This is a genomic window from Prodigiosinella aquatilis (assembly GCA_030388725.1).
Lineage (GTDB): Bacteria > Pseudomonadota > Gammaproteobacteria > Enterobacterales > Enterobacteriaceae > Prodigiosinella > Prodigiosinella aquatilis.
The window spans coordinates 4380648-4403898 of the sequence record CP128857.1 but is presented as its reverse complement, the minus strand read 5'-3'; the positions used below and the strand labels follow the sequence as shown (position 1 = coordinate 4403898).

At 54.1% G+C, this 23251-nt stretch carries 22 protein-coding genes and 1 CRISPR repeat array; of the genes, 14 read left to right on the top strand and 8 right to left on the bottom strand.

Going from position 1 to position 23251, the window contains the following annotated elements; genetic code table 11:
- The first annotated feature begins 2 nt into the window (after positions 1-2).
- From cas7e to cas2e, 5 genes are read left to right on the top strand one after another with little or no spacing between them, the layout of a single operon-like run.
- Positions 3-1061, top strand: a complete 1059-nt coding sequence (gene cas7e, locus PCO85_20485; GenBank protein WJV53502.1) for a type I-E CRISPR-associated protein Cas7/Cse4/CasC — start codon at positions 3-5, stop codon at positions 1059-1061.
- Between the two features lie 11 nt (positions 1062-1072).
- Positions 1073-1807: a type I-E CRISPR-associated protein Cas5/CasD gene (gene cas5e / locus PCO85_20480; protein ID WJV53501.1), complete on the top strand. Its 735-nt coding sequence runs from the start codon at positions 1073-1075 to the stop codon at positions 1805-1807.
- Positions 1807-2454, top strand: coding sequence for a type I-E CRISPR-associated protein Cas6/Cse3/CasE (cas6e, locus tag PCO85_20475; protein ID WJV53500.1), 648 nt, complete (start codon positions 1807-1809; stop codon positions 2452-2454). The genes cas5e and cas6e overlap by 1 nt, the downstream gene beginning before the upstream one ends.
- A 23-nt stretch (positions 2455-2477) precedes the next feature.
- Positions 2478-3401 carry a type I-E CRISPR-associated endonuclease Cas1e gene (gene cas1e, locus PCO85_20470; protein ID WJV53499.1) on the top strand — a complete coding sequence of 308 codons (924 nt, stop codon included), beginning with the start codon at positions 2478-2480 and terminating at the stop codon, positions 3399-3401.
- Complete coding sequence (gene cas2e, locus PCO85_20465; GenBank protein ID WJV53498.1) at positions 3398-3691, top strand: type I-E CRISPR-associated endoribonuclease Cas2e; 294 nt, start codon at positions 3398-3400, stop codon at positions 3689-3691. The genes cas1e and cas2e overlap by 4 nt, the downstream gene beginning before the upstream one ends.
- An 84-nt stretch (positions 3692-3775) precedes the next feature.
- Positions 3776-5573: direct repeats of the CRISPR family, unit length 29 nt; unit sequence GTGTTCCCCGCACCCGCGGGGATAAACCG.
- 186 nt (positions 5574-5759) lie between these two features.
- On the opposite strand, the gene PCO85_20460 is transcribed toward cas2e, so the two are convergent.
- A complete protein-coding gene (locus tag PCO85_20460; protein WJV53497.1) occupies positions 5760-6902 on the bottom strand; it encodes an NADH-dependent flavin oxidoreductase in 1143 nt (380 codons plus the stop codon).
- 55 nt (positions 6903-6957) lie between these two features.
- Positions 6958-7260: a hypothetical protein gene (locus PCO85_20455; GenBank protein ID WJV53496.1), complete on the bottom strand. Its 303-nt coding sequence runs from the start codon at positions 7258-7260 to the stop codon at positions 6958-6960.
- A 124-nt stretch (positions 7261-7384) separates the two neighbouring features.
- On the opposite strand from PCO85_20455, the gene PCO85_20450 reads away from it, so the two are divergent.
- The 4 genes from PCO85_20450 to PCO85_20435 all read left to right on the top strand — a co-directional run bounded on the left by PCO85_20450 (position 7385) and on the right by PCO85_20435 (position 9904).
- Positions 7385-8059, top strand: coding sequence for a TetR/AcrR family transcriptional regulator (locus tag PCO85_20450; protein ID WJV53495.1), 675 nt, complete (start codon positions 7385-7387; stop codon positions 8057-8059).
- 350 nt (positions 8060-8409) lie between these two features.
- Positions 8410-8556 carry an alpha/beta hydrolase fold domain-containing protein gene (locus tag PCO85_20445; GenBank protein WJV53494.1) on the top strand — a complete coding sequence of 49 codons (147 nt, stop codon included), beginning with the start codon at positions 8410-8412 and terminating at the stop codon, positions 8554-8556.
- A gap of 233 nt (positions 8557-8789) precedes the next feature.
- Positions 8790-9242 (top strand): YhbP family protein, encoded by a 453-nt coding sequence (locus tag PCO85_20440; GenBank protein ID WJV56157.1) that lies wholly within the window; start codon positions 8790-8792, stop codon positions 9240-9242.
- A gap of 20 nt (positions 9243-9262) precedes the next feature.
- Positions 9263-9904 carry a hypothetical protein gene (locus PCO85_20435; GenBank protein WJV53493.1) on the top strand — a complete coding sequence of 214 codons (642 nt, stop codon included), beginning with the start codon at positions 9263-9265 and terminating at the stop codon, positions 9902-9904.
- Positions 9905-9908: 4 nt separating this feature from the next.
- On the opposite strand, the gene nrdG is transcribed toward PCO85_20435, so the two are convergent.
- Together nrdG and nrdD are read right to left on the bottom strand one after the other, a co-directional pair.
- Positions 9909-10373 (bottom strand): anaerobic ribonucleoside-triphosphate reductase-activating protein, encoded by a 465-nt coding sequence (nrdG, locus tag PCO85_20430; GenBank protein WJV53492.1) that lies wholly within the window; start codon positions 10371-10373, stop codon positions 9909-9911.
- 196 nt (positions 10374-10569) lie between these two features.
- Positions 10570-12708, bottom strand: a complete 2139-nt coding sequence (gene nrdD, locus PCO85_20425) for an anaerobic ribonucleoside-triphosphate reductase (protein WJV53491.1) — start codon at positions 12706-12708, stop codon at positions 10570-10572.
- 378 nt (positions 12709-13086) lie between these two features.
- Here nrdD and PCO85_20420 point away from each other — a divergent pair, with 378 nt between their 5' ends.
- The 5 genes from PCO85_20420 to PCO85_20400 all read left to right on the top strand — a co-directional run bounded on the left by PCO85_20420 (position 13087) and on the right by PCO85_20400 (position 19076).
- Positions 13087-13989, top strand: coding sequence for a homocysteine S-methyltransferase family protein (locus tag PCO85_20420; GenBank protein WJV53490.1), 903 nt, complete (start codon positions 13087-13089; stop codon positions 13987-13989).
- A gap of 74 nt (positions 13990-14063) precedes the next feature.
- Positions 14064-15605, top strand: a complete 1542-nt coding sequence (locus PCO85_20415; protein ID WJV53489.1) for an ABC transporter substrate-binding protein — start codon at positions 14064-14066, stop codon at positions 15603-15605.
- Positions 15606-15667: 62 nt separating this feature from the next.
- Complete coding sequence (locus tag PCO85_20410; protein WJV56156.1) at positions 15668-16609, top strand: ABC transporter permease; 942 nt, start codon at positions 15668-15670, stop codon at positions 16607-16609.
- 69 nt (positions 16610-16678) lie between these two features.
- On the top strand, positions 16679-17500 hold the full coding sequence (locus tag PCO85_20405) for an ABC transporter permease (protein ID WJV53488.1): 822 nt from the start codon (positions 16679-16681) through the stop codon (positions 17498-17500).
- Positions 17493-19076 carry an ABC transporter ATP-binding protein gene (locus PCO85_20400; protein WJV53487.1) on the top strand — a complete coding sequence of 528 codons (1584 nt, stop codon included), beginning with the start codon at positions 17493-17495 and terminating at the stop codon, positions 19074-19076. The genes PCO85_20405 and PCO85_20400 overlap by 8 nt, the downstream gene beginning before the upstream one ends.
- A gap of 19 nt (positions 19077-19095) precedes the next feature.
- Here the strand turns inward: PCO85_20400 and PCO85_20395 are convergent, their stop codons facing one another.
- The 4 genes from PCO85_20395 to PCO85_20380 are packed head-to-tail and all read right to left on the bottom strand — an operon-like array spanning position 19096 to position 23038.
- Positions 19096-19833 (bottom strand): proteasome-type protease, encoded by a 738-nt coding sequence (locus PCO85_20395; protein ID WJV53486.1) that lies wholly within the window; start codon positions 19831-19833, stop codon positions 19096-19098.
- Positions 19834-19857: 24 nt separating this feature from the next.
- On the bottom strand, positions 19858-20679 hold the full coding sequence (locus PCO85_20390) for a transglutaminase family protein (GenBank protein WJV53485.1): 822 nt from the start codon (positions 20677-20679) through the stop codon (positions 19858-19860).
- Positions 20676-21605, bottom strand: coding sequence for an alpha-E domain-containing protein (locus PCO85_20385; GenBank protein ID WJV53484.1), 930 nt, complete (start codon positions 21603-21605; stop codon positions 20676-20678). Before PCO85_20385 ends, PCO85_20390 begins: the two co-directional genes overlap by 4 nt.
- Positions 21599-23038, bottom strand: a complete 1440-nt coding sequence (locus tag PCO85_20380; protein ID WJV53483.1) for a circularly permuted type 2 ATP-grasp protein — start codon at positions 23036-23038, stop codon at positions 21599-21601. Before PCO85_20380 ends, PCO85_20385 begins: the two co-directional genes overlap by 7 nt.
- Positions 23039-23251: the final 213 nt, after the last annotated feature.

The following is a 23251-nucleotide window of genomic DNA, read 5'->3' as shown; positions in this document are numbered from 1 at the left end:
TCATGACCACTTTTATCCAGCTCCATTTCTTAACCGCTTATGCGCCCGCCAACCTGAACCGTGACGACGCCGGACGCCCCAAAACAGCTATCGTGGGGGGAGTAGAACGCTTACGCGTCTCTTCCCAAAGCCTGAAGCGCGCCTGGCGAACGTCTGAAGTGTTTGAATCCGCATTGACCGGACATATTGGCCAACGTACTCGTCGTTTGGGGCAGGAAGTGTATAAAGCGCTGATTGCGGGTGGGATGGCGGCAAAACTGGCCGATAAAGCGGCACTTGGTATGGCAGCCCAGTTTGGTAAAGCTAAAAAAGAAGAGAAAGAGAGTAAAAACCCACTGGAGAAGTATGACATTGAACAGTTGGCTCATGTCAGTGTGCGGGAACGGGCGCTGGTGGATGCGCTGGTGAACACGTTGGTTGCGGAGAACCGCGAGCCTACCGCTGAAGAACTTAAATTGTTGCGTAAAGATATCGCCAGTGCGGATATCGCTTTATTTGGGCGGATGCTGGCCTCCAGCCCGGCATTCAATATTGAAGCCGCGTGTCAGGTGGCGCATGCGCTCGGCGTCAGTGCCGTTACGGTGGAGGATGATTTCTTTACTGCCGTGGACGACCTCAATAATGATGAAGATGCCGGTTCGGGTCATATGGGCGAACAGGGTTTTGCCTCGTCGCTGTTCTATCAATACATCTGTATCAATCGTGATCTACTGCTGGCAAATCTCGGCAATGACGATGCGCTTCTACAGCGGACTTTACGGGCATTGGTGGAAACGGCGTTGACGGTTTCTCCCACAGGTAAGCAGAACAGCTTCGCCTCCCGTGCCTATGCCTCTTATGCGCTAGCGGAACGAGGTACACAGCAACCACGGGCGCTATCAGTGGCGTACTTCACACCGATCCGTAGCCAGAACCAACTGGTTGATGCTATTACGGTACTGGAAAATCAGAAGGCGAAATTTGATCGCGCCTATGGGGCCGGTAGCCTGGAGCAGACGGTGATGAACGTGGAATCCGGCACTGGTAGCCTGGCTGAACTGATGGACTTTATTGCGCAGTAAGGGAGAGACAGATGACTCACTATCTGGTATTTCAGCTCTACGCACCGCTGGTGTCATGGGGTGAACCGGCGGTGGGGGAAGTGCGACATACTTCACCTATCCCCAGCCGTTCCGCACTGTTGGGGTTGCTGGCCGCCGCATTGGGTATTCGACGTGATGAAGAGGAGCGTCTGGTGCAGTTTAATCAGCATTACCGTTTTGCTGTTCGGCCCTTATCTGGTTGTGAAGGTTGGTTGCGTGATTATCATACGGTACAGATGCCAAAGGAAGATCGTAAACGTATCCGCCGAACCCGTCGGGACGAGTTGTTGCCGGACGCTGGGCAATCACTGGAAACGATGCTGACCACCCGCGAGTATCGTTGCGATGCGTATTACCATATCGCGGTCAGTGAAACGCCTGACGAGCCTTATTCGTTGCATCAACTGGCTGATGCCCTGCGTGAACCGGTATTTACGCTCTATCTGGGGCGTAAAAGTTGCCCTCTGGCATTGCCGCTGGCACCCCATCTCTTTAGCGGCACACTGGCGGATGTCTGGCAGCAGGCCAGTAATACCACGTTGCTCAACGATGAGGACCTGCAACGGCTCAATCACCCTACCGGCCTTTGCTATTGGGAACAGGATGCTGACAGCGGTATGCCGGTGCTATCTCGTGTTCTGCGTGGCGACCAGCCGCTTAGTCGCAGGCGTTGGCAGTTTACAACTCGCAGGCAGTACAGCGGCACCTGGAGAGGGGGAAAGTGATGTTTTTTTCCCGAGTGACCTTACAACTGTCGGCGTTGCCCGCAGTAATGGCGCAAAAGCGTCAGTATGCGGGGGGATATGCCAGCCATCAGTGGTTGTGGCAATTGTTCCCGCAGGATGAAACGCGTCATTTCCTGTTTCGGGAAGAAACGCTGGGGTCAGGCAATCAATTTTATCTGCTTTCCCAACAGGCACCTCGTCAGAATCACAATCTGTTCCGTGTGGAAACTAAACCCTACCAGCCGCAACTACGGGATGAAATGGAGCTGCAATTTTCACTGCGCGCTAACCCGGTGGTGATGCGCCAGCGTCAGCGCAGTGATGTGCTGATGGACGCCAAACAGCGTGCCAGGCAGCAAGGTGTCAGTGCTGATGCGCTGTGGCAGCATCAGCAGGATGCCGCGACCCAGTGGCTGCAACGGCAGGGTGAGCAAAGAGGATTTACGGTGGATACTTGCCGAGTGGATGGTTACCAGAGACATCGGCTGTATAAGCCGGGACAGGAAAATGCCATTCAGTTCAGCAGCGTAGATTTTGACGGCCTGTTGCGCATTACCGATGTCAGCCGCTTTATGGCGGCGGTGCAGCAGGGGTTGGGGAAAAGTAAAGCGCTGGGTTGTGGTTTGCTACTACTTAGGCGTGCCTGACAAAACAATCACCGGAGGCAGAGATGGTTTATGTTCCGCTAAATCCGATTCCGTTGAAAGATCGGACCTCCATGATCTTTCTGCAATACGGCCAGATAGATGTGATTGATGGTGCCTTTGTGCTGGTGGATAAAACCGGCATCCGTACTCATATCCCGGTGGGATCGGTGGCCTGCATTATGCTGGAACCCGGTACACGGGTCTCTCATGCGGCGATACGGTTGGCGGCGACAGTGGGGACGCTGTTAGTGTGGGTCGGGGAAGCGGGAGTCCGTTTGTACGCTGCTGGGCAACCCGGCGGTGCTCGATCCGACCGATTGCTGTATCAGGCGCGCTTGGCGCTGGATGACGAGTTACGCCTTAAAGTGGTTCGCAAAATGTTTGAACTACGCTTTGGTGAACCGGCACCTAGTCGCCGCTCGGTGGAACAATTGCGCGGTATTGAAGGTGCGCGAGTGCGCCAGACCTACACACTATTGGCGCAACAGTACGGCGTGAAGTGGAGTGGTCGACGTTACGATCCTAAAGATTGGGAACGGGGCGACAAGGTGAACCAATGCATCAGCGCCGCTACGTCCTGCTTGTACGGTATTACGGAAGCGGCGGTGTTGGCGGCGGGTTATGCCCCGGCCATTGGTTTTGTTCACAGTGGCAAACCGCTGTCGTTTGTCTATGACATTGCCGACATCATCAAGTTTGACGGTGTGGTGCCTAAAGCTTTTGACATTGCGGCGCGTAACCCAGTGGAACCGGATCGGGAGGTGCGTCTTGCCTGCCGGGATATTTTCCGCAGCCAGAATACGCTGGGTAAGCTTATTCCGTTGATTGAAACGGTGTTGGCGGCCGGAGAAATAGAACCGCCGCAACCGCCTGCTGACGCACAACCTCCAGCTATTCCTGAGCCTGCGCCATTCGGTGATGTCGGTCACCGGGGGAGTGGCGGATGAGTATGCTGGTGGTCGTGACGGAAAATGTGCCGCTGCGTCTGCGTGGTCGGTTGGCGATATGGTTGTTGGAAGTTCGTGCTGGTGTCTATGTGGGTGAAACTTCGCGGCGTATACGGGAAATGATCTGGCAACAGATTATGGAACTGGCCGAACAAGGGAATGTGGTGATGGCGTGGGCGACCAATACGGAATCTGGTTTCGAGTTCCAGACCTGGGGCGAAAACCGCCGAATGCCGGTGGATCTGGATGGACTGCGGTTAGTCTCTTTTCACCCCATTGAAAATCAATAAGTTAGTGTTCTTTAACAAGCAGGAAAAATTGGTGGATTTTTTAAGACTAGAAAATTCCTTATAAAACAGGTATATATTTTTAGAGTGTTCCCCGCACCCGCGGGGATAAACCGTTAAAAGTAATTATCCTGATTTTGGTGTTGGTGTGTTCCCCGCACCCGCGGGGATAAACCGCCAAGATAGATATCATTCTTTCTTTTGATATTGTGTTCCCCGCACCCGCGGGGATAAACCGCTCACCTACTCAGTTGCCCCTGGTTGGTATTGGTGTTCCCCGCACCCGCGGGGATAAACCGTTTTGCGCCAACAATTGTTACAGCTGATGGTAGTGTTCCCCGCACCCGCGGGGATAAACCGCGATGGAACAATAATGATTTATATGATTAATCGTGTTCCCCGCACCCGCGGGGATAAACCGAATATTTGGATTATCTGACCAGTTTAAATTTAGTGTTCCCCGCACCCGCGGGGATAAACCGGACGGTCACACCGGGCTTTCGGCCGGCAACGAGTGTTCCCCGCACCCGCGGGGATAAACCAAATGGTTTTTGGGTTCCCCGAATGCACAGATCGTGTTCCCCGCACCCGCGGGGATAAACCGCGCCCAAATTGCATCGCTGATGTACTCGGCAGGTGTTCCCCGCACCCGCGGGGATAAACCGTTTTAATGCCTCCACTTTAAGCCGAAAATAAGGTGTTCCCCGCACCCGCGGGGATAAACCGTATCGAAAGCCTAAAAAGCTGGTTGGATTTTAGTGTTCCCCGCACCCGCGGGGATAAACCGCGTTCCTGTAGCATATGAAATAGTAGAAGCCAGTGTTCCCCGCACCCGCGGGGATAAACCGCGTATCTCGATGTTCAATTTGCCCGACGACCCGTGTTCCCCGCACCCGCGGGGATAAACCGCAGTTTATATGTTCCGCGAACCGAAGACGGAAGTGTTCCCCGCACCCGCGGGGATAAACCGGACTTAGCGATGCGGGACGGGCTGATTTGGCTGTGTTCCCCGCACCCGCGGGGATAAACCGCTGAATCAAATGGATAACTAGATCCTGAATTTGTGTTCCCCGCACCTGCGGGGATAAACCGTGTATAAAAACCTTCCAACTTTCCGCTCCTATGTGTTCCCCGCACCCGCGGGGATAAACCGATCTTGAGCACTGGCGTGCACGTTTGCAGATGGTGTTCCCCGCACCCGCGGGGATAAACCGTTGGCGCCACCACTTAATTTCATGTCACCACCGTGTTCCCCGCACCCGCGGGGATAAACCGTCATCTACATCAATATTGTTGTAACCACTATGGTGTTCCCCGCACCCGCGGGGATAAACCGATATTTACGGCCAACGCCTGAGCGTTTAGAGTGTGTTCCCCGCACCCGCGGGGATAAACCGAACAGTTCTTGATTTCTCAGCCAGTGGTATAAGTGTTCCCCGCACCCGCGGGGATAAACCGCAAATCAAACGGCGGTTCTGGAAAGAGACTTCGTGTTCCCCGCACCCGCGGGGATAAACCGCCGAATTCGGCAGGGTGATGGGGGTTAGTAGGGTGTTCCCCGCACCCGCGGGGATAAACCGTCTGCTTCAGCGTCGGCACCGAGAACAGCAATGTGTTCCCCGCACCCGCGGGGATAAACCGGTTTGTCTTATAAAATCGGCGATACCGCTAGTGTGTTCCCCGCACCCGCGGGGATAAACCGGGTATTAAAGAAATTATCGGAGGGTATATGAAGTGTTCCCCGCACCCGCGGGGATAAACCGGAATGAATGGATGTCGCGGTGGAATAAATCTTGTGTTCCCCGCACTCGCGGGGATAAACCGAATGCAACTTAACCGCAAACAAGTGGCCGTGCGTGTTCCCCGCACCCGCGGGGATAAACTGGCCTCGTCAGATCGCCACCTTCCATCCTCACTCCTCAATTTGTTGCACACTCAGGGCCAGGCAGATCTGTTCAAGCCGGTTGAGGAGCCCACCAAGCTTGGCGAACGATCAATAGGAAAGCGATGCACTGCAAGTAGCTGCTGCGCGCAATCTGAGATGACATCCGGGGTAACCGTTTGGTTTCAGTCAAGAGACACCGGGAAACCAACCAGGGGCTTTCCAGATCGTCTCCCAGAAAGGCTCGGGTATTGTGAGCTCCTGCCTTTGGCCGGCTTCGAGCTTTGTCCGGATAGTCTCCGGTACACCTGCGGTAACTTTCTGGACCCATTCCGGATCGATGATCATTTCCCGTCCGAGAGTAACGAAATCTATCCCGGTTTGAAGCGCGTCCAACGCATCTGCCTCGGTGTGAATTTCCCCTCCCGCTAGCAGGGGAACGCGACCGGCGACTGCTTCGGCGAGAAAACACAAACGGGACCGATCCGTTGGCATTGCGCCACGCCGGGGCGGGTTCCGGTAGTCATTGACGAGAACATCGATGTAATCGGTTCCCTGATCGATCAACGCGTCGACGAACGCCAGCGCGTCATCCATGGTCAGCCCAGGCTCAAGGGCCTCCTCGGGCGTGAAGCGATAGCCGACAGCAAAGGGGTGAACAGCTTTTTTCTTTGCTGTCTCCTGGGCCGTATTGAGAAGCGCGAGCGGAAACGCATGGCGTTTTTCACGGCTCCCGCCCCAACGATCCGTCCGTCTGTTAGTGTACGGTGACAGGAACTGTTGGGGCAGATAACCATAGCCGCCGTGAATTTCGATGCCGTCAAATCCGGCCTTGATCGCCCGTTCTGTAGCAGATCGGAAGCTCTCGATAATGTCATCGATTTCGGTATAGGTAAGCGCGCGGGGAACTACAACGCTGCGGTCCGGCGTAGCGATGCCGCTGGGGGAGACGACATCGCCATTCGGCACCAGGGCAGGAGGACAAACGCCGCCGCCATGATGGAGTTGCAGGATTGCCTTTGCGCCTGCGCCTTTGATCCTTTCGGCCCAGGCAGTCAGCCCGGGAAGCAGGGAATTATCATGCGCGGCGGGTTCTCCGACATAGGCCTTACCGTTTGGAGAAACCGCGACACAGGCCGTGAATACCAATCCCGGGCCTGCGGAGCGGCGTTCAATGTAAGCAAGTTCGTCGTCGCCGATCGAACCATCTTCGGGGGAGGAATAATGGGTCATAGCCGCAAGCGCGACCCGATTGCGGCAGGGAATCCCTGCCTTGAGGAGTATCTCTTCCAGCAGGGGGTTGTTGTCTGGTCTCGGGGCTGTAATTACCATGTTACTTTTTCCTTCTGGCTTTGATTGTAGATGCAACGGGATCAGAGCCGAGCACTCAACCTTCATCGATGCTTGGGGCTGTCCTGGTCTCGCTGTGCAGAACAAGCAGAGCCGCCAGGATGATGGCAGCGCTGCCTGCCAGTGGGCTGATGATGGCAATAGCAAGCCCGTGCATTGTGAGAATGAGGCCGGCCGCTGTTGCGTCGAGCCCGAGGTCGCCGCGCATGAGTTCCACGACCGGTGCGATCGCCGACCCGGCCATCACCGCGAGCGTCGAGGCGAACAGCAACAGCGCTACGCGATAAGGGATCTGAGTATCTCGGGCGTCTTCTCCGTCGATAACCGGCATTTCACGCATGGACTTCTTTCTCGGCGAAACAAAACATTATGAAATAATGTGCCACTAAGTGTAATTTGTCAATTAGTGGCTATTTGTGATTGGGCGCAGTTGCGCTTCAGCCGCGATATGATTAATATGCGGCATGGAACCTAGCGCCAGCACCCCAGACAATCGACGGCTGCCACTTCGGGAACGAAAGAAACTTCGCACCCGGCGTGCGCTCGCCGACACTGCTCTTGAGCTTTTTATCGAGAAAGGCTTTGCCGCGACGACTCTCGATGAACTGGTCGATCACGTAGACGTCTCGAAGAGAACTTTCTTTCGTTACTTCTCTTCTAAAGAGGACGTCGCCATAGCAACCGAAGCCGAGTTCTGGGAGGCTTATATTGATGAGGTCCGCGACCGCGACGTGCAGGGGCACCTTCTCGCCTTCCTGAGGGAGGCACTCCTGACGTCGCTCCGCTCGATGGACGCGGATTGGGACAGGCGTTTCCTCCAGACGAGAAGGATTGTAGCTTACGCAGGCAGTTCCGTTCTGTACGACCACTCGGAGCTTGCCTCGCTGCGAGCACAAAGACAGCTGATCGACGTTCTCGGAGACAAAATCGGCACAGACGGCCGGGAGGATGTCCGTTTCCGCATGCTCGGCGAATTCGTGCTTGGCGCGTGGCGCTGCGGCGCCAGCAATTGGGTTGCCGGTCGAGGAGCGGGAGCGCAAGGCATCCGAGGGCATGGTGGCCGTGACATGCTCATCCGCAGAGTGGAGGAAGCGTTTGATGCGATTCCCGAAACCCTTTCGCTTGTTGCACGTGGATGAGGCAAACGTTCAGCACTTTCAAACACGAGAAAGTCATTGCCAGCCTTTTTTTGGCTAAGCACCGCGCTGCCTGGGAAATTATACTCAAATTACGCATGACCTGATGGCCTCTTGATCGAGACGATCATTTGTAGGACTGGTTATTTCAAACCAGAGATCGAAGGCAACGGGACTCTGTAAGCCTAGTGATGAATTCCGTCTGATCGGGTTGTTGAATCTGTCGATGGCGTTTTCGGCCTGTTGGCGGGTCTGCCTCGGGAAATGGCGCTCGGGGGAGGGCTTCTAGGCCTCGACGCCGACGGCGCTTGGCGGCGTGCCGACAATGGCAGAGATACCACAAGAAGTGGCTGATGGGCGCTCTGCATGGCGGGGTGAAAGCCTATCGCGGACTGACATCACGCTATGCGCGAGCTCTCAAAGCCAAAGTTTATGTTCCCGATTATCATCAGGCGCCGGAATTTCCATTCCCTGCGTGTTCCCCGCACCCGCGGGGATAAACCGCATCCTCAGACAGTATTATGTGGTTCTCCTGTACCCCCGCTGAGACAATAACCTTATTTTTGTAACAAATAGTTACCGTATTTCCCATTCTTTATCAGTTATGGAGCACGTTAATTTATTTTGACTGTCTTTATTTCGTTCAGAAAGTGGCATGATGTGCAGTTCCGATCGCAATACTGATTACCGTAGCACTAACAGTGGACTGATGTTGTTGAGCCGGGGAGGGACTGTGGAAGCAGACAATATTCTGGGAGTGATTTCTCGTTATCTTAAAAAACTGCATGTGTTGACGTTGTGTGTCGGCAGTGGTGATGATTTGTGGTGCGCCAACTGTTTTTATACGTTTGATGAACGTCAGGTAGCGTTTTATCTGATGACGGAAACGAATACCAGACACGGCGAAATGATGCTGAGGCATCCTCGGGTGGCGGGTACGGTTAATGGCCAACCCAAGAGTGTACTGCTGATTAAAGGTGTACAATTTTTAGGGGAAATAGCCTTGTTAGAAGGTCAGGAAGGCGCTGATGCACGTAGTCGCTACAATACGCGGTTCCCTATTTCTCGTGGAAGTAATGCACCTGTTTGGAAATTGTCGCTAAACGAAATGAAAATGACTGACAACGCACTGGGCTTTGGGAAAAAGCATCTTTGGCAACGGCCCGAAATGGCCCTACCACATTAGTTTCTGGTTAATGGAGTTGTATGAGTCGGATTTTGCTGCTTGGCGCAACAGGGCTGGTTGGTAGTGAACTGCTGCGCTTATTGATGATGGATGCGCGTGTCGAGGTGATTTATGCACCGACCCGTCATCCTTTATCGCCCACTGTAAAGGTGGTGAATCCATATGCGGTTAATTTGCCGATGGCGCTTTCCCAACTGACGGAGCCGGTGGATATCGCCTTTTGTTGTCTGGGCACTACCCGTAAACAGGCTGGCAGTCGGCAGGCGTTTCGCGCAGTGGATTATTCATTGGTAGTGGAATGCGCCGGTGTTGCGCGGCGATTGGGCGCCCGCCATCTACTGGCAGTCAGCGCAATGAGTGCTGACCTGTCATCGCCATTTTTCTATTCGCGAGTAAAAGGTGAAACTGAACAGGCCTTGATGCAGCAAGATTGGCCGCGTTTAACGCTGGCGCGTCCTTCAATGTTGCTGGGACTACGACCACAACGGCGCTGGTTGGAGTCACTCTCAGCCCCGCTGTTCAAGTACCTGCCTGCGAGCTGGCGGGCAATTGAAGGAAAAACCGTGGCTCAGGCATTGCTGAATCAGGCTTTTTCGCCGCCAGAATCCGAAAGCGTATCGGTATTGACGTCACAACAGTTGCAGCGATTGGCCCAACCATAATGGCTTAACGCAGATGATGGATCACCTGATTGCTGCTGCCGCGCCAGATAAGTGATGGGTCTTTTAAATCCTGTACAAATTTGCCATCCACCAGCACGTTGATTAAATCGACTACCTGACGCTGTTCTGGCGTCAGTTCTGCCAGTACATAACCGGTCCACACCCAGATATCTTTACCTGGACATTCGGCCCGGATACGTTGTACCAGTTGCAGAATGGCTGGCACGTTCTGTGGATGCAGCGGGTCGCCACCTGAAAGGGAAATGCCTTGACGGGGGATGGCGGTATCCTGTAGGTCGGCGATAATGCGGTCCTGTATTTCCTGGGTGAACGGATTCCCGGAGTTCAATCGCCAGGTGCTTTTATTGTAGCAGCCGGGGCATTGGTGCTCACATCCGGCAACAAACAGTGTACAGCGTGTACCGGGACCATTGACTACATCAACGGGGTAATACTGGTGATAGTTCACGACGTTGTACCGTATAAAGGGCCGCTATATCACGGCCATGAGTGGATGTGTTGTGTCTGTTTTCATGCCAGTGCGAACAGGGATCCATCGGAGCCGGATATGGAGACGCGGCATGGATCCCCGTTTGCGCGGGGATGTGGTGTCCGGGGTGTGGTCGGTCGATGGTGCGCCCGGCCACTGAGATAATTAACTCCCGTTAACCCAACTGCCCATTGTTCAGATGTTTCACCCGGCGTTTGACTTCTTCCTGCTTGCCGGCGTTAAACGGTCGGGCATCCGGGCTGCCCAGATAGCCGCATACCCGACGGATTACCGAGACGCGTGCAGGGTCGTGGTTACCACATTTCGGGCAGGTGAAACCCTTGCTGGTACACTCAAACTCGCCGGTGTAACCACACTCGTAGCATTCATCAATTGGCGTGTTGGTTCCGTAATAAGGCACGTGGGTATAACTGTAATCCCACACATCCTCCAACGCTTTCAGATTGTGTTGCAGATTAGGATATTCACCGTAACAGATGAAACCACCATTCGTCAGCGGCGGATAAGGCGCTTCAAAGTCGATTTTTTCGTAAGGGTTAACCTTCTTTTCCACATCCAGATGGAAGCTATTGGTGTAGTAGCCTTTGTCGGTAACGCCGGGCACAACGCCAAATTCAGCGGTATCCAGACGGCAGAAGCGGTCGCACAGGTTTTCGCTTGGTGTACTGTACAGACTAAAACCATAGCCGGTTTCTTCTTTCCAACTGTCGGTGGCGGCTTTCAGACGGGCAACGATAGCCACGGCTTTTTCTCGCAGCATATCGTTGTCGAACACATGAACTTCATTGCCGAACAGGGCATTGATGGTTTCATGCACCCCAATGTAGCCCAGCGAGATGGAGGCTCGGCCATTTTTGAAGATATCGGCGATGTTGTCGTCCGCTTTCAGGCGTACGCCGCAAGCACCTTCCATATACAGGATCGGTGCAACCCGTGCCTTGACATTTTCCAGTCGGGCGATGCGGGTCATCAGGGCTTTCTTCGCCAGCAGCAAACGTTGGTCAAGCAGCTGCCAGAAACGGGCTTCATCCCGGTGGGCTTCCAGTGCGATACGCGGCAGATTAAGGCTGATAACACCGAGGTTGTTACGGCCGTCGTGGATTTGCTGGCCATTTTCTTCATATACGCCGAGGAAGCTGCGACAGCCCATCGGGGTTTTGAACGAGCCGGTGACTTCCACAACCTGATCGTAATTCAGAATATCCGGGTACATACGTTTGCTGGCACACTCCAGCGCCAGTTGTTTGACATCATAATTTGGGTCGCCCGGCTTATGATTGAGCCCTTTACGGATGGCAAACACCAGTTTCGGGAACACGGCGGTTTTGCGGTTTTTACCCAGACCGGCGATACGGTTGCGCAGAATGGATTGCTGAATCAGCCGGGATTGCCAACTGGTGCCCAGCCCGAAACCGAAGGTAACAAACGGAGTCTGGCCATTGGCGGTATGTAAGGTATTGACCTCGTATTCCAGTGACTGGAACGCGTCGTAGCACTCTTTTTCCGTCCGGTTGCGGGCATACTCTTCGGCGTTGGGAATATTCCACGCTTTGGCAACATCCTGATGTTTTTTATGGCTGGAGGTGACAAATGGCGCCAGTATTTCATCAATACGGTTAATAGTAGTGCCACCATAGATGTGGCTGGCGACCTGGGCGATGATTTGCGCCGTGACGGCAGTAGCGGTAGAAATTGATTTAGGCGGCTCGATCTCCGCATTCCCCATTTTGAAGCCTTTGGTCAGCATACCGTTCAGATCGATCAGCATGCAGTTGAACATGGGGAAGAACGGCGAATAATCCAGATCGTGATAGTGAATTTCACCGCGTTCGTGCGCCAGCACGACGTCACGCGGTAGAATGTGCTGTTTGGCGTAGTGTTTGGCGACAATTCCGGCTAGCAGATCGCGTTGGGTCGGGATCACCTTACTGTCTTTATTGGCATTTTCGTTGAGCAGTGCGACGTTGCTTTGCTCGACCAAACCACGGATTTCCTGATTTAGTCGCCCCTGTCGTTCACGTGCGACATCACGGTCATGACGGTATTCGATATAGGTACGGGCCAGCTGTTTGTAGTTACCTGACATCAACAGGTTTTCCACCACGTTCTGGATTTCACCAATCTCAACCTTGGCTTTTCCCTGCATTTGTTGAGCGACTGCACAGGCGACGGTTGCACAGTAATCCGCATCATTCACACCGGCGGCGTGGGCTGCACGTTCCACCGCTTCTCTGATACGGTTTTCATCAAAGGGAACCTGGCAACCATCCCGTTTAATCACTACTGGTTTCACGTTTTTTTCCTCTATTCATGTTATCCACAGGCGAGAACTGCCGCTAGCAAAAGGTATTAAGGGTCTGTGGATGCTTTTGTGGATAAACACTATATATGGGCTCTGTTAATAGGATAGACACTATATATTGAATATGCGTAGTAATGTTCACGCTTTTATTGCTGCTTAATTGATGTAGAGCAAAGAAAAGCAGATGTAGTAGATAATGCAGTCTTGTACAAATAGTAGGCGAAGTGGCGTTTGGCGCTGGATATCCCTGATGGGTAAGGGATTACAGCATGTCACATCTTTGGCTATCAAGGCATCTAGACATCCAGATGTATTTTTTGTAAGGTGGCGGGATATCTTTTTCAGGTTCATTTACTAAGGAAAATGACGATGGCAGAAAACGTACTGATTCTGGATGGTGGAATGGGGCGTGAACTGGCCCGTATCGGTGCGCCGTTTCGTCAACCGGAGTGGTCGGCGCTGGCGCTGATGGAATCACCACAGCATGTGCGTCAGGTACATGACAGCTTTATCGCCGCCGGTGCACAGGTCATCACCACTAATAGCTATGCTGTCGTGCCTTTTCATATCGGTGACGCGGTTTTTCAGGCCCGAGGTCACGAACTGGCCGCGCTGGCGGGACAACTGGCTCGTCAGGCCGCCGATGCCGCCCCACACCCGGTGCGGGTTGCCGGTTCATTGCCGCCGGTATTGGGATCTTACCGTCCGGATTTGTTTGATGCCGAAGCGGCGACGCCAATCTTGCGGGTATTGATCGACGCGCTGACCCCTTATATTGACGTATGGCTGGCTGAAACCCAGAGTTCGCTGGCGGAAGTGGCGCTGGTGCGTGAACTGTTGGGGGATGATCAGCGTGAATTGTGGATTTCTTTCACCTTGCAGGATGACCTTGACGAGCAAGGCCATGCCCGATTGCGTTCTGGTGAAACCGTTACCGCAGCGGCAGAAACCGCCATTAAACTGGGCGCCGCCAATTTACTGTTCAATTGCAGCCGTCCGGAAGTGATGGCTCCGGCAGTCGCTCAAGCCAGTACGGCGCTACGCCAACAGCAATCCACTATCGGTATTGGTGTGTATGCTAATGCGTTTGAACCGGAAGATAATCACCGTGGCGCCAATGAAGGATTAAGCCGCCTGCGTGTCGATACGCACCCGGAAGGCTACCTGCAATGGGCGACCGAGTGGGTTGCCCAGGGAGCGACGCTGGTTGGGGGCTGCTGTGGCATCGGGCCAGAACACATCGCTCGTCTGGCGCAGTCGCTGCCGCGCTGAATGTCATCACCTGACGTATAAATATAATAAACAGACATCCCACCAGGATGGGATAATAAAGGAAACACAACACCATGAATCGTCGTCATTTTATCAAAGGCGCCTGCGCCGTTTCCGTTACTGCTGCGATGGCGGGTTGGCCACTGGGCTATGCGGTTGCTGCACCATCCAATGATAAGCCGAAGAAAGGCGGTCATCTGATCGTTGGCGTAGATAATGCCTCCAGCACTGACCGCCTCGATCCGGCCTTCTGGTTTGAAACTTATATGTATTTTGTCGGTTCCCAGTTGTTTAACAACCTGGTGGAGCTGAATGAAAAAGGTGAACTCACGCCATCGCTGGCCGAGTCCTGGTCCAATGCCGATGGCGGCCGTCGCTGGATCCTCACATTGCGTAAAGGTGTACAGTTCCATGATGGCCGGACACTGACGGCAAAAGACGTTATTTATTCCCTGAACCATCATCGTGGTGAAAAATCCAGTTCGTCTGTGAAAGGCTATCTGACACCGGTAACATCGATGGAAGCCACTGACAGCCACGAAGTCACCATCCTCTTGAATGAACCCAACGTGGAATTTGTCTCTCTGCTGAGTGATGTCCATTTTGCCATCACACCGGAAAATGAATCTTTTGATAAAGGGATCGGGACGGGCGCCTTTATTCTGGAAAGCTTCCAGCCGGGTGTCCGCACCCTGGTGAAACGTAACCCGAATTACTGGAACAGCGAACGCGGCCATGTTGATTCGGTGGAAACGCTGGCGATGAACGACTCCACCGCCCGCGTCGCCGCGTTGGTGAGTGGTTCGGCGCATATAGTCAACCGCGTGAATCCTCGCATCGTAAGTCGTATTGAACACATGCCGAACCTGAAACTGTTGCGTTCCCGTGACAGTCAGATTTTCACTTTCCCCGGTTTGGGCAATGTGGCACCGTTCACTTCGCTGGATGGTCGTCTGGCGCTGAAATATGCCATCGATCGGCAACAGATGATTGATACCGTATTAGGCGGTTATGCCAGCGTCGCCAACGATAACCCGATTTTTCCATCCAATCGTTATTTCGCCAAAGATATTCCGCAGCGTCCATATGACCCGGAAAAAGCCAAATGGCATTGGCAGAAAGCCGGTTTCAGTGGCCCGTTGGTGTTGTCGGTGGCAGATGCCGGTTTCCCCGGCGCGGTAGATGCCGGGCAGTTGTACCAGGCTTCCGCACAGCGCGCGGGTATTCCATTACAGGTGGAACGTGTGCCGGATGATGCGTTCTGGGACAATGTCTGGATGAAGAAACCTTTTGTGTCTTCCAACTGGTCGATGCGCCCGACGGCGGATGCTTTGCTGTCGCTGGTGTTCACTAGCCAGGCACCGTGGAATGAATCGGCCTGGAAGAACGCGGCATTTGACCAACTGGTAGCGTCCGCGCGTGGTGAACTGAATGAAGATAAGCGTCGCCAGATGTATCACGATATCCAGGTGATGCTGGTGGAAAAAGGCAGCGAAATCATCCCGCTGTATGCGGATGCGCTTGATGCCTGTAGCAATAAAGTGCAAGGACTGACGGCTATTCCGGGCTTCCCGCTGAGCGGCAATCGCGCAGCAGAAAAAGTGTGGCTGGCCTGAGTATAGGTAAGAGCAACGTGACAGTACGAAATCGATTAGGAACCCGTTTCCCGCTGCTGACGATGATTGGCCGTCGTCTGCTGGCGGGGGTGGTGATGCTTGCGGTGGTATCGATGCTGATTTTTGCTGGCATTCAACTGTTGCCAGGCAACGCCGCTACCGCCATTTTGGGGCAGACCGCCACGCCGCAAGCCGTGAAAGCGCTGAATCTGCAACTGGGATTGGATCAACCTGCGATCTCGCGTTATCTCTCCTGGTTGGGCGGCGTCGTCAGTGGTGACTTTGGCCACAGTTTTACCAGCCGCCAAAGTATTGCGCCAGTGCTGGCCTATCGTCTGGGGAATACACTGTTTCTGGCCGGTTGTACTGCCGCCATCGCTGTGCCGCTGGCATTGCTGATTGGCTTTCTTTCCGTGCGTTATCAGGACAGTTGGCTGGATCAACTCCTGAGTATGTTCACCCGTACGGCGGTGGCGTTGCCGGAGTTTTTCTCCGGTTATCTGCTGATACTGATTTTTTCCATCATGCTGTCCTGGTTACCGAGCAATAGCAGTATTAGCGACGATATGTCCTTGTCGTCACGGCTGACGGCCATTGCCTTGCCCTGTTTTACGCTGGTACTGGCGGTGCTGGGGCATATGAGCAACATGACCCGTGCGGCGCTGATCAATGCGCAAAATGCGGCGTATGTTGATACCGCATTGCTGAAAGGGATCTCGCCTTCCGGTATTCTACTGCGTCACGTGCTGCCCAATGCCTGGGGGCCAATCATTAACGTTATCGTGCTAAACCTGGCTTACCTGATGGTCGGCGTAGTGATTGTCGAAAATGTGTTTGTGTATCCAGGGCTGGGGCAGTACATGGTGGACAGTATCAGTAAGCGCGATGTGCCGGTCATTCAAAGCTGTGCGCTGGTGCTGGCCGCGATTTATATCTTGCTTAATCTGTTGGCGGATGTGGTGGCGTTGATAGCGAACCCGCGTTTACGTCATGCTCGACAGTAAATCTCACCTTGTATCGTGGGCCGTAACACGGCAAACAAGAGTTATATCGACCGTAATGGATAATACCGAATGCCTCCTTTGAAACCTTCCGTGGTGCTCGGCCTCCTGGCGCTGGGCATCTTTATCTGTGTCGCGCTACTGGCCCCCTGGATTGCCCCATATCCGGCCGATAAGATTATTGGCGGCGCTTGGTTGGGACCGATGGGGAATGCCTGGATGGGCACGGATAATCTGGGGCGCGATCTGTTTTCCCGTCTTATCTGGGGTACCCGCACCTCGCTGTCCGTGACGGCGCTGGCGGCGGCGCTGGCGTTTCTGCTCGGGACATCGCTGGGTTTTCTGGCCGGCGTTTGTGGCGGCTGGGTTGATCAGTTGATTTCCCGCGTGAATGATGTGCTGATGGCGATTCCCACCTTGATTTTTGCGTTGGTGGTGTTGGCGATGTTACCGAAAGATACCGCTATCATCATTCTGGTACTGGGTGTGCTGGAGGCGACTCGCGTGTTACGAGTGTCGCGTTCTCTGGCGGTGGATATTGCCACGCAGGAGTTTATCGAGGTCGCGCGGATGCGTGGCGAATCAATGCGCTGGATTCTGTGGCGCGAAATTCTGCCTAACGCCTTGACTACGCTGGTGGCGGAGTTTGCCCTGCGTTTTATCTTCATTTTGCTGTTTCTGTCGGCGCTATCGTTTCTGGGCATGGGCATTCAGCCACCGACGGCAGACTGGGGCGGTCTGGCGCGGGATAATAAAGATGGCATCCTGTTTGGCGTGTGGGCGTCACTGGTACCCGGTGCGGCGATTGCCCTGCTGGCGGTATCACTGAACGTAGTGGCGGACTGGCTGTTAAGCCGTGATGGCCGTAATTGGCATGGAGGCAAAAATGGCTGAGTTATTGCGCGTGGAACAGCTTCAGGTGATCGCCGGGGATTGTACGCTGGTGGAGGATATCTCGTTCACGCTGAAGAAGGGTGAAGTGCTGGGATTGATTGGGGAATCGGGTGCGGGCAAGTCCACTATCGGGCAGGCGATCCTCGGTCATTGCCGTTATGGAATGCGTATCCGACAGGGGAAAATCTGGTTTCAGGATACCGATCTGGCGACACTTTCCGAACGCCAACTGCGTAAGGTGCGTGGTCAGCGCATCGCCTATGTAGCGCAGTCGGCCAGTGCTGCGTTTAACCCGGCGCGCAAAATTGGCGAACAGGTGATTGAGGCGGCGGTACGTCATGGCGTGATGTCACGCCAACAGGCGACGGTACAGGCGTTGACACTGTTTAGTCAGTTGTCGCTGCCTGAGCCGGCGGTGTTTTTTCAACGTTATCCGCATCAGGTTTCCGGTGGTCAGCTACAGCGGGCGATGATCGCGATGGCGATGTGTGCCGGACCGGATCTGATTATTTTCGATGAACCGACCACCGCGCTGGATGTCACCACCCAGCTTGGCGTGCTGAAAGCGATTGACGACATCATTCGACTGACCGGTGTCGCGGCGCTTTATATCAGTCATGATCTGGCTGTTGTGGCGCAGATCAGTCATCGGATCATGGTGCTGCGTCATGGTCGTCAGGTGGAAACCGCGACAACCGCGCAGTTATTGGCACATCCCACCGAAGACTATACCCGCCAGTTATTGCAAGCTAAAAGTGAGCAGAAAATCCCACTGCCACCGCTGAATGATGTGTTGTTGGATATCCGAGGTATCAGTGCCCATTATCAGCAGCAACCGGTGTTGGAAGCTGTTTCTCTGCAACTGACGCGTGGCCGTACGCTGGCGGTTATCGGTGAGTCCGGGTCGGGTAAATCAACTCTTGGGCGTACAGTTTGTGGTTTATTGTCACCGAGTGCCGGGGAGATCCACCTGAAAGAGGAACGCTTGTCACCGAAGTTGGCACAGCGTACCCGTCAGCAGTTGCGGTCGATACAGATGATTCATCAGCATCCAGACACTGCTTTAAACCCGCGTCTGCCGGTGGGAACACAAATTGAACGGGCGATGGTGTGCCTGAGCGACTTTTCCACGGCACAGCGGGGTGAACGCGTACGGGATTTATTACATCAGGTCGGGCTAACAACTGAACTGGCGGCACGCTACCCGACGTCGCTGTCCGGTGGACAGAAGCAGCGGGTGTGCATTGCTCGGGCGCTGGCCGCCCAGCCGGAATTGATTATCTGCGATGAACCCACGTCGGCGCTGGATCCGCTGGTGGCGCGTGATGTGCTGGCACTGTTGCGTCAGATTCAGCAAGAAACCGGCGTATCCTACCTGTTCATCACCCACGATCTGCATGTGGTACGGGAAGTGGCGGACAGCGTGGCGGTGTTGCGTCACGGACGCATTATCCGTCAGGGGCCGGTTGTCGAAACCCTGGCACCACCGTTGGATGACTACACCCGGCAATTGCTGGTGGCGGTGCCGGAAATGCGTTGTGGTTGGCTACAGGACGTGATGACCGCCAGTCAGTAAGACTACGTTGGGCGCGATATCAATTGCGCTGATGCGGAAACGGCGGCAACTGGCGGAAGGTGTCTTGTAATCCTTCCGACCAGGCTTTGCGGATGGACGCAAAGTAAGGATCATTTTCCGTAATGCGTTGTTGTTCTCCAATGTTAAAGCTGCCGTTCCGGTAAATCATCACGTCTAGCGGCATACCCACCGACAAATTGCTGCGCAGGGTGGAATCAATGGAAATCAGTGCGCAGCACATCGCTTGCTCTAGTGGTGTGTCGACACGCAGCACCCGGTCGATAATCGGTTTGCCATATTTGCTTTCGCCAATCTGAAAATAGGGTGTGTCGTGGGTGGACTCAATAAAGTTGCCTTCCGGATAGATATGGAACAGGCGCGGTTGCTCATCGCCAATCTGCCCGCCCAGTAACAGGTTACAACCAAAATTGGTGGTGCTGCCACTTTGCTGGGACTGGCTATCACGGTGGATTACTTCACGTATGGTTTCCCCCACCAGCATGGCGGCATCATAGAGGGAAGCGACCTGCATCAGGTTCGGCGTATGTTGTGTCTGGATACGAACATGAAGCAAGCTGAGGATACTCTGTGTCGTGGCCAGATTGCCTGCGCATTGAATCACCAGCACACGTTCATTTTCATTATGAAAAACATGAAGTTTCTTGAATGTCGCGATGTGATCAACACCCGCATTAGTGCGAGAATCTGATGCAAATACCAAACCGTCCGACAGATGCATGGCCACACAGTAGGTCATAGAGTACCTTTTCGTTAACGATGACTATTGCTGCTGTACCTGTTGCTGTCGCTCAAACAGCCGGACCTCAGCTTCGGAAAACATCTCTTCATAACCGCCGCCAAGTCGTGTACCGCGTACCGGGCAGGCATCCAGATAATCCATACCAATGGCCAGCCGCAGATGCTGATGGAGCTGGCAGGTGTTATTGGTGATATCAAAGCTGTGCCAGCGTTCATTCAACCACACTTCTGCCCAGGCGTGCATCGCCACGTGTTGCGTATCCTGACTGTATACATAACCGCTCACATAGCGGGCGGGAATATGCAGGCTGCGACAGCAGGCCAGAAAAACATGGGTATGATCCTGACAGACCCCTTTTTGCATGGCAAAGGCGCTTGCCGCGGTGTCATGCACCTGCGTGGCGCCAGGAGTATACGGCATTTTCAACTGTAATTCCGCCATCAGTTGATGCAGGCTTTCTTCCGCCGCCTGTGGGCGAAAGTAACGCTGTGCAAACGCACGGATAGTGCCGTTGGCCTCCGTCAGTGGCGTGGTGCGCAGGAATACCAATGGCGAGAGCGAATCCGTTTCTCCGCTAGCGTAGGCCTCTTCTCTGCTATCGGCGATTTCCACGACACCTTGAGCATGAATCGTGATGTCATGGTGTGGATGATCGAGTGTCAGTACATGTAGCACGTTGCCATAGGCATCGGTGGTAGCGACAGCGGAGGCGGGTAGTGTCAGTTTCCACTCCTTTATCTGCTGACAGGCGGTATTCTGCGGAGTCAGACGTAGGTACTGGGTGCTGAACTTCACTTCTTCATCATAGCGATAGTGGGTCAGGTGATTGATGGTAAGCTTCATAACGCCTCCAGATAGGTATGACGAATACTGTCCGCCAGCTCGTTGATATTACTGAGAAAATTATTCAGGTAAGTTTGCAGATCTTCCGCCATGATGTCGTCCAGTGTGCTGAAACGCAGCGCTACGTTTAACTGGTGGGCAAGGCGTTGGGGAACCCGGGCGCGTTCACTGCCGATGGCTTCCAACTGTTGAACCAGATCGCTGACGCAGGCTCGCAACGATCGCGGCACGTCGTTACGCAGTACCAGTAGTTCGGTCACGGTTTCCCGGCTGACCGGCTGGCGATAAATGCTGTTGTAGGCTTCACGAGCGCTCACGGCCCTCAGCAGCGTATCCAACCGGTAATATTCCCGTACCGGATCGGGATCGTTATTCAATTGCTGATCTTTGATGCTGAGCAGTTGCGCGGTGGCATAAGCACGTTCAATCAGTGTACCGAGACGGATAAAGCACTGTGCGTCGTTACGCAGTAATGTGCCAAACATGGCGCCGCGGAATAAGTGGGCACGCTCTTTCACCCAGTCAAAGAAGGCGTCTATGCCGATTTTATCCACGCCCTGATGACGCAAATGGCGAATATCAATGCGGGTGGTGTTAATGCATTCCCACACTTCAGATGACAGGCTACCGCGCACCGCGTGGGCGTTGTTCCAGGCCATTTCGATGCAACTGTAAATGCTGCTGGGGTTATGGCTGTCGAGAGCAAAAAAGTTCAACAGATTATCCATGGAAAACCGGGTGTAATGCTGCTGAAACAGCTCATGGGTATAGGTCAGATTCAGCGGTAACGCCAGATCGCGTTGCTGCTGGCTGTGGCGCGGCATCATGGATAGCTTGTAAGTCACATCCAGTACGCGGGCGAAACTCTCGGCTCGCTCCAGATAACGGGCCATCCAATACAGTTCACTGGCTGTGCGGCTTAGCATGATTCGTCCTCCTCCATGACCCAGGTATCTTTGGTGCCACCACCCTGTGAGGAGTTCACCACCAGCGAGCCTTCCGTCAGTGCGACACGAGTCAACCCGCCGGGGATCAGCCGGATCTCCTCGCCGGAGAGCGCGAATGGCCGCAGGTCGATATGGCGCGGAGCCAGTCCTTCATCTACAAAAGTGGGGCAGGTGGAAAGCGCCAACGTTTCCTGAGCAATGTAGTGGTGCGGGTTGGCCAGCAACCGTAGCCGGAAGTCTTCTATTTGCTGATGTGTGGCACAGGGACCAACCAGCATGCCGTAACCGCCAGCGCCATGAACTTCCTTCACCACCATGCTGGCCAGATTATCGAGTACATAGTGTAAATCTTCAGTGTTGCGGCACTGCCAGGTGGGAATATTGCCCAGAATCGGTTCTTCGGATAGGTAAAAACGGATCATCTCCGGTACATACGGATAGATGGATTTGTCATCAGCCACGCCGGTGCCGATGGCATTGGCCAGCACCACGCCACCGGTGCGATACACCGACAGCAAACCCGGCACGCCGAGCATTGAATCGGTGCGGAATGCCAACGGGTCGAGGAAGTCATCGTCGATGCGGCGGTAGATGACATCCACCTGACAAGGGCCTTCGGTGGTGCGCATATAAACGGCACCTTCTTTCACGAACAGATCGGCGCTCTCTACCAGTTCAACGCCCATCTGCTGGGCCAGAAAACTGTGTTCAAAATAGGCGCTGTTAAAACGCCCCGGTGTCATCACCACGACGGTCGGATCGTCCACCGGCGTGCTTTCACGCAGGGTTTGTAACAGATAGCTGGGATAACGCTCTACCGGCGCGATGTGTTGCCTGGCAAACAGATCCGGATACAAGCGCATCATCATCTTGCGGTTTTCCAGCATGTAAGATACCCCGGACGGCGTGCGCAGATTATCTTCCAGCACGTAATAATGGCCGTCGCTGTTGCGCACCATGTCGATACCGGTGATATGGGCATAGATGTTGTTGTGCAAATCCACGCCCTGCATGCAGGGTTGGTATTGATCGTTAGCCAACACTTGCTCGGCAGGAATAATACCCGCCTTGAGAATATGCTGCTGGTGATAGATATCGTACAGAAAGGCGTTGAGCGCTTTGACCCGCTGGCGGATGCCAAGATCGAGCATGCGCCATTCATGGGCGGGAATAATGCGCGGGACGCTGTCGAAAGGAATCAGGCGCTCGGTTCCGCCCTCTTCACCATAGACATTGAACGTAATGCCGACCCGATGAAACAGCAGTTCTGCCTGCTCCTTTTTCTGCTTGATGGCCTGTTGGTCGGTTTGTTGCAGCCATTGCCAGTAAGCGTCGTATTGCTGGCGTTGTGTGCCTTCTGCGGTGAGCATCTCATCGTAGTAAGGCGCGGTTGGAAGCGTTATTTTTATCATTGTCATCCCCTGGCATCACGCTTGATGAAGATACAACCGAAATGCAGAAAGCATGCCAGCGTGGCAAATGACGTACTTATCGCTGGGGACAGGGTTTTTTTGCACCTGATTGGTGCCGGTACGGCGATCACTGCGCCATAGTGGTGTTGTCTGGTGGGAATATCCGGCGCTGATAGTGCGAAGAGGGTAATGAGTGCACCGAATAAGGATGAG

Excerpts from the sequence above, each read along its gene's own strand:
- cas7e (WJV53502.1), top strand. The coding sequence starts at position 3 with ATGACCACTTTTATCCAGCTCCATTTCTTAACCGCTTATGCGCCCGCC.
- cas5e (WJV53501.1), top strand. The coding sequence starts at position 1,073 with ATGACTCACTATCTGGTATTTCAGCTCTACGCACCGCTGGTGTCATGG.
- cas6e (WJV53500.1), top strand. The coding sequence starts at position 1,807 with ATGTTTTTTTCCCGAGTGACCTTACAACTGTCGGCGTTGCCCGCAGTA.
- cas1e (WJV53499.1), top strand. The coding sequence starts at position 2,478 with ATGGTTTATGTTCCGCTAAATCCGATTCCGTTGAAAGATCGGACCTCC.
- cas2e (WJV53498.1), top strand. The coding sequence starts at position 3,398 with ATGAGTATGCTGGTGGTCGTGACGGAAAATGTGCCGCTGCGTCTGCGT.
- PCO85_20460 (WJV53497.1), bottom strand. The coding sequence starts at position 6,902 with ATGGTAATTACAGCCCCGAGACCAGACAACAACCCCCTGCTGGAAGAG.
- PCO85_20455 (WJV53496.1), bottom strand. The coding sequence starts at position 7,260 with ATGCGTGAAATGCCGGTTATCGACGGAGAAGACGCCCGAGATACTCAG.
- PCO85_20450 (WJV53495.1), top strand. The coding sequence starts at position 7,385 with ATGGAACCTAGCGCCAGCACCCCAGACAATCGACGGCTGCCACTTCGG.
- PCO85_20445 (WJV53494.1), top strand. The coding sequence starts at position 8,410 with ATGGGCGCTCTGCATGGCGGGGTGAAAGCCTATCGCGGACTGACATCA.
- PCO85_20435 (WJV53493.1), top strand. The coding sequence starts at position 9,263 with ATGAGTCGGATTTTGCTGCTTGGCGCAACAGGGCTGGTTGGTAGTGAA.
- PCO85_20420 (WJV53490.1), top strand. The coding sequence starts at position 13,087 with ATGGCAGAAAACGTACTGATTCTGGATGGTGGAATGGGGCGTGAACTG.
- PCO85_20415 (WJV53489.1), top strand. The coding sequence starts at position 14,064 with ATGAATCGTCGTCATTTTATCAAAGGCGCCTGCGCCGTTTCCGTTACT.
- PCO85_20410 (WJV56156.1), top strand. The coding sequence starts at position 15,668 with ATGATTGGCCGTCGTCTGCTGGCGGGGGTGGTGATGCTTGCGGTGGTA.
- PCO85_20405 (WJV53488.1), top strand. The coding sequence starts at position 16,679 with ATGCCTCCTTTGAAACCTTCCGTGGTGCTCGGCCTCCTGGCGCTGGGC.
- PCO85_20400 (WJV53487.1), top strand. The coding sequence starts at position 17,493 with ATGGCTGAGTTATTGCGCGTGGAACAGCTTCAGGTGATCGCCGGGGAT.
- PCO85_20395 (WJV53486.1), bottom strand. The coding sequence starts at position 19,833 with ATGACCTACTGTGTGGCCATGCATCTGTCGGACGGTTTGGTATTTGCA.
- PCO85_20390 (WJV53485.1), bottom strand. The coding sequence starts at position 20,679 with ATGAAGCTTACCATCAATCACCTGACCCACTATCGCTATGATGAAGAA.
- PCO85_20385 (WJV53484.1), bottom strand. The coding sequence starts at position 21,605 with ATGCTAAGCCGCACAGCCAGTGAACTGTATTGGATGGCCCGTTATCTG.
- PCO85_20380 (WJV53483.1), bottom strand. The coding sequence starts at position 23,038 with ATGATAAAAATAACGCTTCCAACCGCGCCTTACTACGATGAGATGCTC.